Annotated in this window: 10 protein-coding genes; 7 read left to right on the top strand and 3 right to left on the bottom strand. The window is 60.0% G+C overall.

Annotated features, from left to right (window positions below; all coding sequences use genetic code 11):
* Positions 1 to 53: 53 nt before the first annotated feature.
* Positions 54 to 1,901, top strand: coding sequence for a malto-oligosyltrehalose trehalohydrolase (gene treZ, locus QOV41_RS10520; RefSeq protein WP_284576431.1), 1,848 nt, complete (start codon positions 54 to 56; stop codon positions 1,899 to 1,901).
* Entirely contained in the window at positions 1,898 to 3,769 is a 1,872-nt protein-coding gene (malQ, locus tag QOV41_RS10515; RefSeq protein ID WP_284576430.1) for a 4-alpha-glucanotransferase, read from the top strand. Before treZ ends, malQ begins: the two co-directional genes overlap by 4 nt.
* 43 nt (positions 3,770 to 3,812) lie before the next feature.
* On the opposite strand, the gene QOV41_RS10510 is transcribed toward malQ, so the two are convergent.
* A complete protein-coding gene (locus tag QOV41_RS10510) occupies positions 3,813 to 4,748 on the bottom strand; it encodes a helix-turn-helix domain-containing protein (RefSeq protein WP_284581270.1) in 936 nt (311 codons plus the stop codon).
* A gap of 85 nt (positions 4,749 to 4,833) precedes the next feature.
* Here QOV41_RS10510 and QOV41_RS10505 point away from each other — a divergent pair, with 85 nt between their 5' ends.
* The 5 genes from QOV41_RS10505 to QOV41_RS10485 all read left to right on the top strand — a co-directional run bounded on the left by QOV41_RS10505 (position 4,834) and on the right by QOV41_RS10485 (position 11,111).
* Complete coding sequence (locus QOV41_RS10505) at positions 4,834 to 6,105, top strand: ABC transporter substrate-binding protein (RefSeq protein ID WP_284576429.1); 1,272 nt, start codon at positions 4,834 to 4,836, stop codon at positions 6,103 to 6,105.
* A 217-nt stretch (positions 6,106 to 6,322) separates the two neighbouring features.
* Positions 6,323 to 7,153 (top strand): carbohydrate ABC transporter permease, encoded by an 831-nt coding sequence (locus tag QOV41_RS10500; RefSeq protein WP_284581268.1) that lies wholly within the window; start codon positions 6,323 to 6,325, stop codon positions 7,151 to 7,153.
* Positions 7,150 to 7,968 (top strand): carbohydrate ABC transporter permease, encoded by an 819-nt coding sequence (locus QOV41_RS10495; RefSeq protein WP_284576427.1) that lies wholly within the window; start codon positions 7,150 to 7,152, stop codon positions 7,966 to 7,968. The genes QOV41_RS10500 and QOV41_RS10495 overlap by 4 nt, the downstream gene beginning before the upstream one ends.
* Before the next feature lie 11 nt (positions 7,969 to 7,979).
* Positions 7,980 to 9,065 carry an ABC transporter ATP-binding protein gene (locus QOV41_RS10490; RefSeq protein WP_284576426.1) on the top strand — a complete coding sequence of 362 codons (1,086 nt, stop codon included), beginning with the start codon at positions 7,980 to 7,982 and terminating at the stop codon, positions 9,063 to 9,065.
* A gap of 36 nt (positions 9,066 to 9,101) precedes the next feature.
* On the top strand, positions 9,102 to 11,111 hold the full coding sequence (locus tag QOV41_RS10485) for an aldo/keto reductase (RefSeq protein ID WP_284576424.1): 2,010 nt from the start codon (positions 9,102 to 9,104) through the stop codon (positions 11,109 to 11,111).
* A 150-nt stretch (positions 11,112 to 11,261) separates the two neighbouring features.
* On the opposite strand, the gene QOV41_RS10480 is transcribed toward QOV41_RS10485, so the two are convergent.
* Both QOV41_RS10480 and QOV41_RS10475 read right to left on the bottom strand, forming a co-directional pair.
* Positions 11,262 to 13,763, bottom strand: a complete 2,502-nt coding sequence (locus QOV41_RS10480) for a penicillin-binding protein 1A (protein WP_415926703.1) — start codon at positions 13,761 to 13,763, stop codon at positions 11,262 to 11,264.
* A 149-nt stretch (positions 13,764 to 13,912) separates the two neighbouring features.
* The gene (locus tag QOV41_RS10475; RefSeq protein ID WP_284576423.1) at positions 13,913 to 15,172 is read right to left on the bottom strand and encodes an N-acetylmuramoyl-L-alanine amidase; all 1,260 of its coding nucleotides are present in this window, start codon (positions 15,170 to 15,172) and stop codon (positions 13,913 to 13,915) included.
* Positions 15,173 to 15,652 lie beyond the last annotated feature (480 nt).

Genomic DNA, 15,652 nt, shown 5'->3' with positions numbered 1-15,652 from the left:
AACCCTGCCCCACTCTCGCCTGTTGAGCCTAAGCAATATCTCGTGGGGTAAACGTGAGCGCAACGCGCAAATTCGATACGAGTTGGGGAGCCGTTCTGCTCCCTGACAATCAGGTCCGCTTCCGTATCTGGGGCTCGCTTGAAAAGTCCATCAAACTCCGCATTAAGGGTCAGGACCTGGAAAGCACACCAGACCAGGAAGGGTGGCGAGAATGGGTGCTCGAGGGCATCCTACCGGGGACATCCTACAGCTATGTCATCGATGGCGAGTTGGAGTGCCCTGATCCGGTAGCGCGGGCCCAGCATGGTGCGGTCAACGGACCTTCCGTCGTCGTCGACCCTGGGAAATATCAGTGGCGCCATACTGATTGGCAGGCCCGCCCCTGGGAAGAGACCGTCTACTACGAGCTCCACGTGGGTACGTTTACCCCGCAGGGTACGTTCGCGTCGGCAGCCGAAAAGCTCGAATATCTTCGCGACCTAGGCATCACCACAATCGAGATCATGCCGGTGGGACAGTTCGCCGGTGAGCGCGGCTGGGGCTATGACGGGGTGCTGATCTATGCGCCGCATACCGCCTATGGCACGCCTGAGGACATGAAAGCCTTCATCGACGCAGCGCATGGCCTTGGCCTTAACGTCGTGCTGGACGTCATCTACAATCACTTTGGTCCCGAGGGTAACTATCTCCCCACCTACGCCCCGGACTTCTTTCATCCTGAGCGCCATACTCCTTGGGGCGCAGCCATTGCCTACGAGAAGGAACCAGTGCGGGAGTTCTTTATCGAGAACGCCCTCTATTGGCTCGAAGAGTACAATCTGGATGGACTGCGCCTCGACGCTGTTGACCATATCCGTGACGAGGCGTCCGATCCTGAGCTCCTGGTCGAAATTGGCCAGCGGATACGCCAGCGTTGGCCTGACCGCCGCATCCATCTCACCACCGAGGACAACCGCAACATCACGTCCTTGCATGAGCGCGACGAGGACGGGCGGATCAAGCTCTATAGCGGCGAGTGGAATGACGATTTCCACAACGTCGCCCATATGATCGCCACCGGCGAGAGCGAGAGCTACTACGCCGACTTTGTGGAGCGGCACTGGTGGAAGATGGCGCGTGCCCTCGCCGAGGGGTTCGTCTACCAGGGCGAGCCGACAACGGCGGGCGAACAGGAAGGACGGGGTGTCCCGAGCGGCCACTTGCCGCCTACCGCCTTTGTGGACTTCATCCAGAACCATGACCAAGTGGGCAATCGCGCTTTCGGCGAACGCCTGACCGACTTGGCGGAAGCCAGCATGGTTGAGACGCTGCTCGCCATGCTCCTTCTCTCGCCGCACATTCCGCTCCTCTTCATGGGCGAGGAATGGGGAGAAACCCGCCCCTTCACCTTCTTCACCGACTTCCACGGCGAACTCGCCGATGCAGTACGGGAAGGTCGACGCAAGGAGTTCGCCGGCTTCGAGGCTTTCAGCGGAGGCGAGGAAAGTCTCAAGAACGTTCCCGATCCCAATGCGGAGAGCACCTTTCAAGCCTGCAAACTCAATTGGGCGGCGGTAGAATCAGGAGATGGGCAGGATCGGTTGGAACTTGTGCGGCAGCTCCTCCAGCGACGCCGGGAACACATTATCCCGCTACTGGCTGACACACGCGGCTATGCCGGCAAGATCGAACAAGCCGAGGATGGACTGGTTTCGGTGAGCTGGCGCCTCAATGGCGCTGTACTCCACATGGCAGCCAATTTGGACAACAATCTGAGGCCGGCACGGGCGATATCGGGCATGGTCATTTATGCCAGCTCCGAAGAAGCCAGCCGCTCGCTCGCCGAAAGCGGCGAATTGCCGCCGCACAACATCGTTGTTGCGCTGCAGGATGAGCCACAACGCATGATCGTGCTGCCATGACCGGCAACCTGGACGACTTGGCCAGGCGGTTCGGGATCGCATCCGAATATACGGGGCTCGATGGGAGCACGCACATTGTTCCCGAGGGCACCAAGCGAGCGATCCTGGGCGCCATGGGGGTGGATGCAAGCGACAGCTCTGCCGCGCCCGGGAGGAAAGCGGACACTGGCACACCCCACATAAGTGCTGTTCCCCGATGCCACTTGCCGGACTGGCTAGAAAATGGGCGCAGTTGGGGCATTGCCCTGCAGGTTTATGCGCTGCGGTCAGATCGGAACTGGGGCATAGGCGACTTCCGCGACCTGGCCGATTTCGCGAGCACCGCCGCAGCCGCTGGAGCGGACTTCGTCGGCACAAACCCACTGCATGCCCTGTTCCTGTCAGAGCCCTCTCGACGCAGCCCGTTTTTTCCCTCCAATCGCCGCTTCCTCAACCCGCTCTATATCGCAGTAGATGAAATCCCGGGTTACGAGCCGTCCGATGCGGAACTGCGTTCCGCCACCCTCCTGAGGGAGGCCGAATTGGTGGATTACGAGGCGGTCACTCGTCTCAAGCTCGCCACCCTTAAACGCCTGTGGCCGCTATGGCTGAATGCCGACGTGCCGAAGAACTATTCACAGCAGGCTTTCGCCGACTTTTGCAGCAAAGGGGGAGAAAGCCTCTACCTGCACTGTCTATTCGACGCGCTGTCGCTCGAGCTCTCGCAACAAGGGCATGGCGGAGGTTGGAAGACTTGGCCGGAGGAATACCAAGCTCCGACCGCCAGCGGCAGCCAACGCTTCGCCGCCTCTCATCAAGTGGACGTCGAATTCATGCTATGGCTACAGTGGCTGGCCCATGTGCAGCTGGAGAAAGCCCATCGGGTAGCCCTCGGTGCCGGCATGCGAATTGGGCTTTACCTCGACTTTGCGGTCGGCGAAGCGCCGGACGGATCGGCTGCCTGGTCAGATCCAATCCTGACAATGCGCGGGGTGGATGTCGGCGCCCCGCCGGACTACTTCTCGACAACGGGTCAGAACTGGGGCTTGGCACCATTGTCCCCGGCGGCGCTGGTGGAGCAGGATCTGGCCCCGTACCGTGAGCTGATCAGCGCTACCATGGCCTATGGCGGAGCGATGCGGATTGACCATGCCATGGGTATCCAGCAGATGTTCCTGGTCCCTGAGGGGCAGCCGGCCTCAGAAGGAACCTACATCCACTATCCGCTGGAGCGGATGGTGCAGACCCTGGCGGCGGCATCGCATGATCACCAATCCCTGCTGATTGGGGAAGATCTGGGGAATGTTCCCGTGGGCTTTCGCGATGTCATGGAACAAGCAGCAATCCTGTCGTATCGAATCCTCTATTTCGAACAGAGGGACGGCAGCTTCATTGCCGCGGAAGACTATCCGCAAAACGCCATGGCGTGCCTGTCGACACATGACCTTCCCACCATTGAGGGGTGGTGGCGTGGCGAGGATGTGGAGCTACGTCATGAGCACGGGTTGATCGAGGCTGACGCTGCTGAACAGCAGCTCAAACAGCGGGAGGAAGAGCGGCGTAGTCTCCTGTCTGTGCTGAGGGCATCAAAGCTCATCTTTCCCGAGGAAGCAGAGGCGCTTGAAGAAGCAGCGGCCCACCACGCTCCCCTGCCCGCCTCCCTCGTCGACGCCGTTCACCGCTTTCTTGCCCGCACGCCGTCCCGCCTCCTCGCAGTTCGCCTCGAAGACTTGGCTGGAGAACGACTGCCGGTGAATCTGCCGGGCACGGTTGATGCCTATCCCAATTGGCAGCGGAAGCTTGAGCTTGATTTGGAAGAGATAAAGTCAGCATCGGCCTTCGTCTCGATTACCCAGATGCTCTCCAACGAACGGCCGCGCAGCAGCTAGTGAGGGATCGGCCACACATTCTGTCGCGAGGGGAAAGCCTCGGTTAGTTCAGCGGCTCATCGATACCAAGGGTCTGGCCCACCAGGCTCGGCCGTGTCCGCAGCTCTCGTCGGAAGTCAGTCGGCGACATGCCCGCAATCTTGCGAAACGACTTGTTGAAGGCGCTGAGCGAGCCGAAGCCGCTCTCCATGGCAACATGGAGAACGTTGATCTCCTCTTTCATCAGCAATGCCTGAGCGTAGGAAAGCCGCAGCAGGTTGACGTACTCGTTGAGCGTCATTCCAGTCGATTTCTTGAAAACACTCATCGCGTATTTGGGGTGAATGTCGGCCGACGAGGCAATGGCACTCGAATCGATATCGTGCCGGAAATTACTCGCGATGAACTCGCAGATATTGGAGATGTTGGAAAAGCTCTGCTGGTCCGGCTGCTCGGTTTGGCCGAACGCTTTGCCAGCTGGCTGATGGAGCACAAATGGATCGAACTGAATACGGTCGATCCGCAACAGTAGCTCCTCGACCGCATGGTCACGTTTAGCAACCTCTTCTGAGCGCATGTAGTTGGCCCAGCGCTCGAAATTACCCGTGTCGGTGCCGTCCGGGGAGCGCGTCACCAAGGTTGCGCCATGAGTTATTTTGCTGGTGAGTTCGGCCGACAAACGTAGGCGGAAATAGTGAACCAGCGGCACATGGATGGCGATAAAGAAACTGTCATCGTCAGTGTCGATCACTTGGTGCGGCAGGCCACCCCAGAACAGCGCCATATCGCCCTGGCGCAGCATCGCCCGGTGGCCGCTCATCTGGTAGTGCACGTAGCCGCGCACGACGAAATTGACCTCGACCTGTGCGTGCCAGTGCGCACGCCGCATGATCCCCGGCTGCTCATATGCGACGAACAGCTGGTTGGGTATTTCCTCCACACCGCTCTTTTGCGGCTCCCAGAACCGCTTCTGCGGCTTCTTACTATCGGCCAACTCCAGCTTCCATTTAGCAGCGACGCGTCTGCGCCCTGAGCTAGTCTAGGCATCGCTCCAACGATGAGCAAATGAAATGGGAGGATTATTCATGACACGCACGATCGCGCTGCGACTCCGCACGCTTGGGCTGGCAATTGCCGGTGTCAGCGCTCTGAGCATCACCGCCGCAACTGCACAGGAAATCAACGTCTGGGCCTGGGACCAGAACTTCAACGGCGCCGCGATGGAAGAGGCCTTCTCGCGATATCAAGCCGAGCATCCAGATGCCACCCTGAGCGTCGAGATCTTCGACAAAGCTGCCATGGAGCAGAAGCTACAGGCGCAGCTCGCTTCAGGCCAAACGGACGGCCTTCCTGACATCGTGCTGATCGAGGACTACCGCGCGCAGAAGTACTTGCTGTCGTTCCCGGGCGCTTTCGAGCCACTTACCGATCACATCGACTATTCCGCCTTTGCACCATACAAGGTGGAAGTTGCTACCGTCGATGGCGAAACCTATTCCATGCCCTTCGACTCCGGCGTGACTGGCCTCTTTTACCGCTCCGACATTCTGGAGGAAGCTGGCTATACTGCGGCCGATCTGGAGGACATCACCTGGGACCGCCTCATCGAGATAGGCGTGGATGTCAAAGAAAAGACGGGTGAGACGCTACTCCCCCTTGATCCGAATGAAGCGGGCTGGCTCCGCATCATGATGCAGTCCGCCGGTACCTGGTATTTCGACGCTGAAGGCAATGTAACGATCGCCGATAACCCGGTTGTGAAAGACGCCTTGGAAACCTGGCAGCGGCTGCTGCAGGCGGACATCAGCAAGCCTGTTTCAGGCTGGTCCAACTACACCGGCAGCTTCACCTCTGGTGACACGATCTCAACGTTTACGGGCGTTTGGATGACCGCCACCATTAAGGCCAACGCCGATCAATCGGGTCAGTGGGCAGTGGCACCCATCCCGCGCCTCGAAGGCGTGGACTCGGTTAATGCGTCCAATTTGGGCGGCTCGAGCTGGTATGTGCTTTCCTCCGCTCCAGACAAAGAAGCAGCAATCGATTTCCTTGCTACGGTATGGGGTCAGGACGTCGACTTCTATCAAGACATTCTGGTCAATCAGGGGGCGGTAGGCTCCCTGCTAGCAGCCCGTGAAGGGGAAGCCTACCAAGCCACCGACGAGTTCTTCGGCGGCGCGCCGGTTTGGCAGAACTTCTCCGGGTGGCTCGCTGAGATCCCATCGGTCAACTACGGTATCTTCACCGAAGAAGCCGACGCGGCTGTGGTTGCGCAAATCCCGGCGCTGGCGAGCGGCGGCAATGTCGACGAGATCATTACCGCCATCGACCAGCAGGTTCGCCAACAGACCCAATAAGCCAACAAGTTGGGGCAGCCTTGGCTGCCCCGGCCCTCAAGGTTCTGGCGGATCGTCGGAGCTCTGAGGGGGCATGCCGTTCGGCTGCTTGTCCACAGCTGTGCGCGGGCGGCGCAAATGGTCAGAACGTGTTCCGGACCGGATGACGCAAGGGGATCGACGCTTGGCGCAATCTAAGTTGGCTCGAAGTGAACAGGTCAACGGGTGGCTGTTCGTTATGCCTGCCCTGGCCCTTCTGGGCGTCTTTATGATCTACCCGATCCTATGGTCGCTCTGGATGAGCTTCCAAACGGGGCGGGGCATGCAGCTCAGCTTTGGTGGGCTCGCAAACATCAGTCGCCTCACACAAGACCCAGTCTTCCTGAGGGCGCTCACCAACACGCTCATCTTCCTGGCCATTCAGGTCCCAGTCATGCTGGTGCTGGCGCTGCTCTTTGCCAATGCCCTCAACAACAGTGCGCTCTGGGGACGCGGCTTCTTCCGTACCGCGATCTTCTTGCCCTGCGTCACCTCGCTTGTGGCCTATTCCGTCGTCTTCAAGTCAATGTTCTCGACCGACGGCATCATCAATCACTTCTTGATGACGCTCCATGTCATCTCGGCGCCCATCCCATGGCTAGCCGATCCATTCTGGGCCAAGGTCGTGGTCATCTCCGCCATTACGTGGCGGTGGACCGGCTACAACATGATCTTCTATTTGGCGGCGATGCAGAACATCGACCGCTCCATCTATGAAGCGGCGCGCATCGATGGCGTCCCCGCCTGGGCGCGTTTTTGGTACATCACGGTCCCCATGCTGAAGCCAGTGATCCTGTTTACCACCGTCATCTCGACTATTGGCACGCTTCAACTCTTCGACGAGCCAAACTTGCTAACGCAGGGCGGTCCCTCGGATTCGACGCTGACCCTGTCCATGTACATCTACAATCTGAGCTTCCGCTTCATGCCTAGCTTCGGCTACGCGGCGACCGTCAGCTATGTGATCGTAATCCTCGTCGCCATCCTCAGCTTCCTTCAGTTTCTTGCCGCAAGGGATCGCCGCGCATGAGCAATCACCTCGCCTTGTTGGGGCGTACGGCGCAGTATGTGCTGCTCTCGATCGCAGCCTTCGTTTCGGTGTTTCCGTTCCTCTGGATGGTGATTGGCGCAACCAACACCTCGCCCGACATCATCCGGGGCAAAGTCACACCGGGTTCTGCGCTCCTGCCCAACACCGCGAACTTCCTTGCGGCGGTCGATCTGCCCCGAATACTCTTCAACTCGTTCCTGATTGCTGGTGTCGGCTCGGCGTTGACGCTCCTGGTCTCCTCGCTCGCAGGCTATGGCTTTGAAATGTTCCGCTCGCGGGTGCGGGAGCGCATCTTCGGGAGCCTGCTGCTGATGCTCTCAATCCCCTTCGCGGCGCTGATGATCCCGCTCTTTGTGATGATGGCCAACCTCAAGCTGATCAACACCTACCAGGCTGTGATTTTCCCAACCGTCGCCTCGATCTTCATCATTTTCTACTTCCGCCAGACCACCAAGGCCTTCCCGCACGAACTGCGTGACGCCGCTCGCATCGATGGTCTCAAGGAGTGGCAGATCTTCTTCTTTGTTTACATGCCGGTAATGCGCTCGACCTATGCGGCCGCCACGATCATCGTCTTCATGACCTATTGGAACAACTACTTGTGGCCCCTGATCGTGCTGCAAACCAACGACATGTTCACCCTCACTCTAGCTGTCGCGGCGCTTAGCGCCGGCTACACGCCAGATTTCGGGATGGTTATGGTCGGAGCCATCGTCGCGACGCTTCCCACACTCGTTATCTTCTTCTTGCTCCAGCGCCGTTTCGTCGAAGGCATGCTGGGCGCAGTCAAATAGGGACCTTCTCCATGAGCAGCGTCAAGCTAAGTGGCGTCCGCAAATCCTTCGGTGCCGTCGAGGTCATCAAGGGCGTCGATCTCGATATTAAGGCCAAGGAGTTCGTCGTGTTCGTGGGGCCATCGGGCTGCGGTAAATCCACGCTCCTTCGCATGATTGCCGGACTGGAGGCGATCACCGATGGTGACCTCGAGATCGGCGGCGCGCGCATGAACGATGTCGATCCTTCCAGGCGCGGCATCGCCATGGTTTTCCAGACCTACGCACTCTATCCGCATATGACCGTGCGCCAGAACATGGGCTTCGCCCTGCGTTTTGCAAAGGTCTCAAAGGCCGAGATTGACCGGCAGGTCACTGCGGCTGCGCGCATCCTCGCCCTAGAGCCCCTTCTTGACCGCTATCCGAAGCAGCTCTCGGGCGGACAGCGCCAGCGGGTCGCCATCGGCCGCGCTATCGTTCGCGACCCCCAAGTGTTCCTCTTCGATGAACCGCTGTCCAATTTGGACGCCGAGTTGCGCGTCCACATGCGCATCGAGATCGCGCGCCTGCACAAGGAACTGCAGACCACTGTCATCTACGTGACGCACGATCAAGTCGAAGCCATGACACTGGCTGACAAGATCGTGGTACTGCGCGATGGCGCCATCGAGCAGACCGGCCGACCGCTCGATCTGTACGATGACCCAGCGAACCAGTTTGTTGCCGGCTTCATCGGCTCACCCAAGATGAACTTCATCGCTGCCGATGTTGTGGAGACCGGCCACGGCGCTATCAGGGTCGAGCTACTGCTGCCCGGCGGCGGGCGCCTCGCCCTGCCGGTCAGTGGACCCGCACCCGCCATCGGTGATCGAGTGACCATTGGGATACGCCCCGAGCATTTCGGTGAACCCGGCGCCGGCGACACCGACGTGTCGTTTCAAGTCGATGTCGCCGAGCATCTCGGCTCCACGAGCTATGTCTATGTCAACACTGCGAATGGCGAACCGCTGATCATCGAACGCGAGGAACAGCGTCGCGAAGATGTCGATCAACTGGTCGTCTCCATAAGTGCGGCGAAATCCTACCTCTTTGATGGCGCCGGCCAGCGCATTCGCTGACCTGCCCTGTCGAACTTTCCCTCAAAAGGACCAACCATGTCTGACAAGAAAATCCGCTGGGGCATTATCGGGCCGGGCGATATCGCCAAGGCTTTCCGAGGCGGGGTGCTGGGCTCCCAACATGGCGAACTCACCGCCATTGCCACGCGCAATCCCGATAAGCCGAACCTGGCGACCGACTTCCCCGACGTGCGCGTCGTCCACGGCTATGATGCTCTGCTCGCAGATCCCGAGATCGACGCCGTCTACATCGCCGTTCCGCATACTGGCCACGCCGAATGGGCTATCAAAGCGGCAGAGGCCGGCAAGCACGTGCTGGTGGAAAAGCCGCTTGCCCTGTCGTCCTATGAGATCGACGCGGTCTTTCATGCCCATCGCCAGGCCGGCACCTTCGCCGCCGAAGCGTTCATGTACCGACTGCATCCGCAAACCGCCAAGATCGCCGAGCTGATTGGTAGCGGCGCTATTGGCGAAGTGCGCATGATCCAATCCAGCTTCGGCTTCCAGATGCCCCGCTTCATGCCGGAACACCGGCTGTTCTCGTCCGAGCTTGCCGGTGGTGGTATTCTCGACGTTGGCGGTTACCCCGTTTCCATGGCACGCTTCATTGCGGGCGCCGCCGAGGGCAAGCCCTTTGCGGATCCCCTCAAAGTATCTGGTACGGCGAGCCTTAATGAGCAAGGCACCGACAACTGGGCGGCCGCCGTGCTAACCTTTGAGAGCGGCATTGTCGCGCAGGTGTCGTGCGCCGTTTATGTGAACCTCGACAATGTGCTGCGCATCCACGGCTCGGAGGGCCGGATCGAAGTTCCTGCGTTCTGGTTTGCCGGCGGCGACCGGACCAAGGGCCGCGGCCAGATCGACATCATCAGCAAGGATGGATCGCGCGAGACGATCAGCGTGGGCGAAGAACGCCATGTCTACTCATTCGAGGTAGACGCAGCCTCGCAGGCTATCCAGGACGGCCGCCAGGAACTCGCGGCCCCAGGCATGACTTGGGCCGATAGCATCGGCAACGCACGCGTGCTCGACAAGTGGCGCGCCGATGCTGGCATCGAGTTCGAACCCGAGAAGTCCTCGCGCCGCACCAAGACGCTGGCAAACCGTTCCCTGGGCATCAACCAGGGCGTTATTCCCAAGCGCAGTATCCCTGATCTACCCAAGCAGGGATCGGTCGTGGCCCTTGGCTTTGAGGACTTCCGCACCTTTGCCTCCGGCGCCATCCTGATGGACGCTTTCTGGGAAAAAGGAGGGAATATCTTCGACACCGCCTACGTCTACGGTGCCGGTTACACCGAACAGCTCTTCGGGGAATGGCAGCGCAGCCGTGGCGTCCGGGAAGAGGCTGTGCTCATCGGCAAGGGTGCTCATTCGCCCCTTTGCTATCCCGACGTGATCTCTAAACAGCTGACCCAATCGCTCGATCGGCTGCAGACCGACTATGTCGACATTTACTTCATGCACCGCGACAACCTTGATGTCCCGGTCGGCGAGTTCGTTGATGCCATGGACGCCGAGGTCAAGAAGGGTCGCATCCGCGGACCCTTTGGCGGCTCTAATTGGACCCGCGAGCGCTTCGATGAAGCGATTGCCTATGCCGAGCGCACCGGCAAGATCAAGCCCAGCGCCCTGTCGAATAATTTCGCCCTCGCCGAGATGCTGGACCCGATCTGGCCGGGCTGTATCACCGCCTCTACGCCGGAGTGGAAGCAGTGGCTCAAGCAGCGGCAGGTCACCAATTTCTCCTGGTCGAGCCAGGCACGCGGTTTCTTCACCGACCGCGCTGGGCGGGACAAGACCGACAACGAGGAACTGGTCCGCGTCTGGTACAATGAGCAGAACTTTAATCGCCGAGATCGCGCTGTGGAACTCGCGAAGCAACTCGGCAAAAGCCCGATCCACCTCGCCCTGGCCTATGTGCTAGCGCAATCGTTCCCCAGCGTTCCGCTGATCGGGCCGCGCACACTACAAGAACTCGACGACAGCCTGTTGGCCCTCGAGATCCAACTGACTCCCGAGCAGGTGAACTGGCTCGAGAACGCCTAAAGTACAGTATGCAAATGCCGTCGGGGATCATGGATGCCCCGGCGGCGCACGAAATACCGACAGGGGCATCAGAGTTGGGTTAGTTGAGGTGCCCTTGAAAACGGGTCAGCAGCCAAGTGTCCCTGCGGCAGGAGCCCACACTTTCTAGGGTTAATCCGTCAGGCTGATCCAACCACCGCCACCCCAACCATCATCGTCGGCTTCTTCCCACCGGGAAGGCGCTTCAGCAACGGGCTGGCTGCTGTAACCGCCCCCATACTCCTGCTGCATCCTTTGCTGGCGCTGGATCGAGTCCCACGCGTTGGCATCTAGCCCGATCACAGACGTCATTGCGTTGGGCCCAGTTCCAGGCTTGAACGCCTCCTGGATGGAGGCTTCCCCCTCATAGGCCTGCGCTCCCGAACTTGGATTGATCCAAGCAGTCGCCATGCTGGGCGGCACATTGAAGGGCGTTGGCGGCGTTCCTTCCAGAGCTTTCGCCATGAAATCAGTGAAGATGGGCACCGCAAAGCTGCCCCCAGTCACTGACGAACCCATGGACCGTGGCTGGTCGTAGCCCACGTAGACCCCGACGGCCAACTCCGGCGTAAAGCCGACGAACCAGGCATCCTTGTAGTCGTTGGTGGTACCAGTCTTCCCGGCCACGGGCCGATTAAGGGCCTTGGCCGCAGTTCCGGTGCCGCGCTGGACCACACCTTCCATCATCGAGGTGATTTGGTAAGCGGTCATGGGATCGAGGACCTGCTCGCGGTTGTCCATGATCAACGGCTCACCCTGACCCTGCCACTGCCCGGCTTCGCACCCTTCGCAGAGCCGCTCGTCATGCCGGAACACGGTAGCCCCATAGCGATCCTGCACCCGGTCGATCAGCGTGGGCACGATTTTGCGACCGCCATTGGCAATGGTGGCATAAGCGGCAGTCATCCGCAGATTGGTCGTTTCGCCGGCGCCCAACGCCATGGCCAACACTGGCTGCATGTCATCATAGATGCCGAACAGCCGCGCATATTCGGCGATAAGCGGCATGCCGAGATCGCGTGCAAGCCGCACCGTCATCACATTGCGGCTACGCTCGATGCCGCGGCGCAGAGTCTGAGGTCCATAGAACTCCTGGGCGTAGTTCTCCGGCCGCCACACAGAGCCGTCTGGGTTGCGGATTTCCACGGGAGCGTCCAGCACCACGGAAGCGGGCGTATAGCCATTGTCGAGGGCTGCCGCGTAGACGATCGGCTTGAAGGACGAGCCCGGCTGGCGCAACGCTTGGGTGGCCCGGTTGAACTCGCTCATGGCATAGGAGAAGCCACCCACCATCGCCAAAACCCGCCCCGTCCGCGGGTCCATGGCCACTAGGGCGCCTTCGATTTCCGGCACCTGCTGGAGGGTATAGACGCCGTCCTTGCCGGAAACCGGGGATACATAGACCACATCCCCCATCTCAAGAAACTGCGACAAAGGGTTGGAGACCCACGGTATCTCGGCCCCCGCAAGCACCCCTTCCACGCGCTCGGAGCCAGCAGCACCGTCCATGGTGCTGGGTGGCCGAAGGCCGATCCGCGCCTCGTTGTTGCTCATCTCCAGCACGACCGCGAGTTGCCATTCGGGCACATCGCTGAGCGGGATGATCTCGAAGACGGCGGCACCCCAGTCCTCGCCTATTTCGATGCTGGCGACCGGTTCACGGAAGCCCTTGGTACGGTCATAGGAGATCAGGCCGTCCATTAACGCTTTACGGGCATATTCCTGAAGCCGTGGCTCCAGCGTAGTTCTGACGGAAAGTCCGCCACCATAAAGCTGGTCCTCGCCATAGAGCTTGGCGAGCTCGCGACGGACTTCTTCGGTAAAGTACTCGGCCGAATAGAGTTGGCTCCCGCCAGCTCGGGGTACGACGTTTAACGGCTCCGCCTTTGCAGATTCCGCTTCCTCCCGCGTAACGTAGCCATTCTCGACCATGCGGTCGATCACCCAGTTGCGGCGCTCGATGGCAGCTTCGGTGCGTCGGAACGGATGGTAGTTGTTAGGGCCCTTGGGCAGTGCCGCAATGTAGGCGGCCTCGCTTAGGGTAAGCTCATAGAGCGCCTTGTCGAAATAGTTGAGCGCCGCCGCAGCCACACCATAGGAGTTAAGGCCTAAGAATATCTCATTGAGATAGAGCTCCAGGATCCGGTCCTTGGAAAAGGTAGATTCTATGCGAACCGCCAAAAGCGCTTCCTGAATCTTGCGGTCCCAAGTCTGCTCGCTCGATAGGAGGAAGTTCTTGGCCACCTGCTGTGTGATGGTGGAGCCACCTCCCTGCACGCCGGAAATGCCGTCCATACGCGCCATCACGTTGTCGCGCACTGCCCGAGCGATACCATCGACCGAAAGCCCGCCATGCGAATAGAAATCCTTGTCCTCGGCCGACAGAAAGGCGTGGACCAGCAGCGGCGGCACGGTTTCAATGGGCTGAAACAGCCGGCGCTCGCGGGCAAACTCGGCGAGTAGTATACCATCCGCGGCGTGCACGCGCGTCGTTACCGGCGGCTGGTAGTCCTTCAGCACGGTGTAGTCGGGCAACTGGGCCGAAACGGTTGTCAGATAGATAGCGCCGGCGCCGACTGCGCCCAAGGCCATGAACATACCGAAGCCAAAGAGCCACCCCAGCAAACGCAGCATATAGTTAGTCTTCCCGGAATGCCGCGCCGCCGCTCCGACGCATTATCTTGTGCAGAATCATAGCAGAGACTGCGGCTAAGTTTGGATCACGTCGGCGCCAGCAGCCATCCCTGGAGGTGAGTTGCACTTGGCGAACCACAAATGTCACATCATTGCTTGGGTTCCAGGCTATCGAAATAGCTCGATATGCCACGGGCAAGTGCGTTTGCGGTGCGGTTCTGCCATTCACCTTCCAAAAGGTTGGCCCGGTCCTGCGCGTTCGAAAGATAACCCAACTCCAGCAGCACCGAGGGAACATCTGGCGCCTGGAGGACAAAAAAGTCTGCCTGGCGCACCGGAAAGCGTCGTAGCTGAACGCTTGGTTCGAGCTGATGAACGATGGATTGCGCTGCCATATAGCTCTGGTGACGCATCTCGCGCCGCATAAGGTCAAGCAAGATATCGACAACCTCAGGCGCCATCTGCGGCATGGCGAAGCCTGCAATGATGTCGGTCTTGTTCTCACGGTCTGCGAGCACCTTGTCGAGCACGTCGGTGGCGTTCTCGTCACGCGTGTAGACGCTGGCGCCGCGAATGTCGTTCTGCTGGAAGCTGTCGGCGTGAATGGAAATAAAGAGGTCCGCCTTGTTGTCGCGCGCCAGTGCGACGCGCTCCTCAAGGCGCAGGAAGGTGTCGTCTTCTCGGGTCAATGCCACGTCGAAGCGACCCGACTCCACCAGCAACTGCTGCACCTTCAGGGCAAAGGCGAGGACGATGTCTTTCTCTTTGACCCCGTCGGCGGTCTCGGCGCCACTATCAATGCCGCCGTGCCCCGGATCGATCACGACTAGCGGCCGCGAGTCGATCGGAATCTCCGATCCGCCTGCCGGGGTAGAAGTGTCCGCCACCGCAGGAGCGGCCGCCCCGCTGGAGAGCGCGAGCGCGCGGGCTACGTTGGCGGCAAATTCCTCTTCAGTTGCCGGAATGATGTCGACGACAAGCCGCGCGGGTTGGTCCTCGAAGGCGTCGAGCACATAGGCCTGTTGCACCTGGGCAGGCGCGCCGAGTGTGAGCGTCGTTCGGACCCGGTCGGGCGCCGCTTGCTCAACCAGATATTGCAAGACGATGCCTCCCTCGCCTGCCGGCTCGCCAGTCGGCTCAGGAACCGAAAAGGTCGCTGCCCGAACATCGATCGCCAGGCGATTCGGTTCTGCCAGCGAAACCAGGGCAAAATCAGTCTTATCCGCGAGGTCCACCACGAGCCGCGCCCGCTCTGGCGCCGTCGTAACCCGCACGTCCATGACGTTGGGCAAAGCCAGTGGCGCAGCCGCCACAGGTGCACTCTCGGGCGCATCTTGAGCTGAAACCGACAGCATTCCCGGCAGCAGCAACGCCAAGGTGAACAAAAAACAACGAACGAGTTTGAACAAGCGCAGAACAATCCCCAAATCTAGTGCAGCCGCATGTCTCATCCGCTTCGGGCGATTCTGCGGCGCGAGGCACTTATGCAGCGATTTGTCTGCGCGGCCAATAAAGGGTTGGAGAGGCGGAGCGTACGCTACGGTTCGCTTTTCTTGTTGCCATTCCCCCGCAACATCCCTACACGCTTAGATGAGGCGCAAGCTTTCTGCCGAACCTGTACTGCTCGCCCAAAGCGAGAAACAGCGGCGCGGAAAGTGAGCCCGGCAAGAAGCCAGTGTCTTCCTGCTGCGGTTCAGAAGCGGCAAATCCTGCGCTTCGCGACGAATTTCGGCCCTTCAGGCCGGACGGCTGCAGCCACTCCATTGGACGCAGCAGCCCAATAGGAAGAGGTCATATGGCCCGCAGGCGGACAGAGCGCGACGCGATCGAGTTAAACGATTGCCGTTTTGCCACGCTGCAACTTCCGGCCATGGCCACATATACCGGCG

Source organism: Devosia sp. RR2S18, assembly GCF_030177755.1.
Lineage (GTDB): Bacteria > Pseudomonadota > Alphaproteobacteria > Rhizobiales > Devosiaceae > Devosia > Devosia rhizosphaerae.
This window is presented reverse-complemented; position numbering and strand designations above follow the sequence as displayed.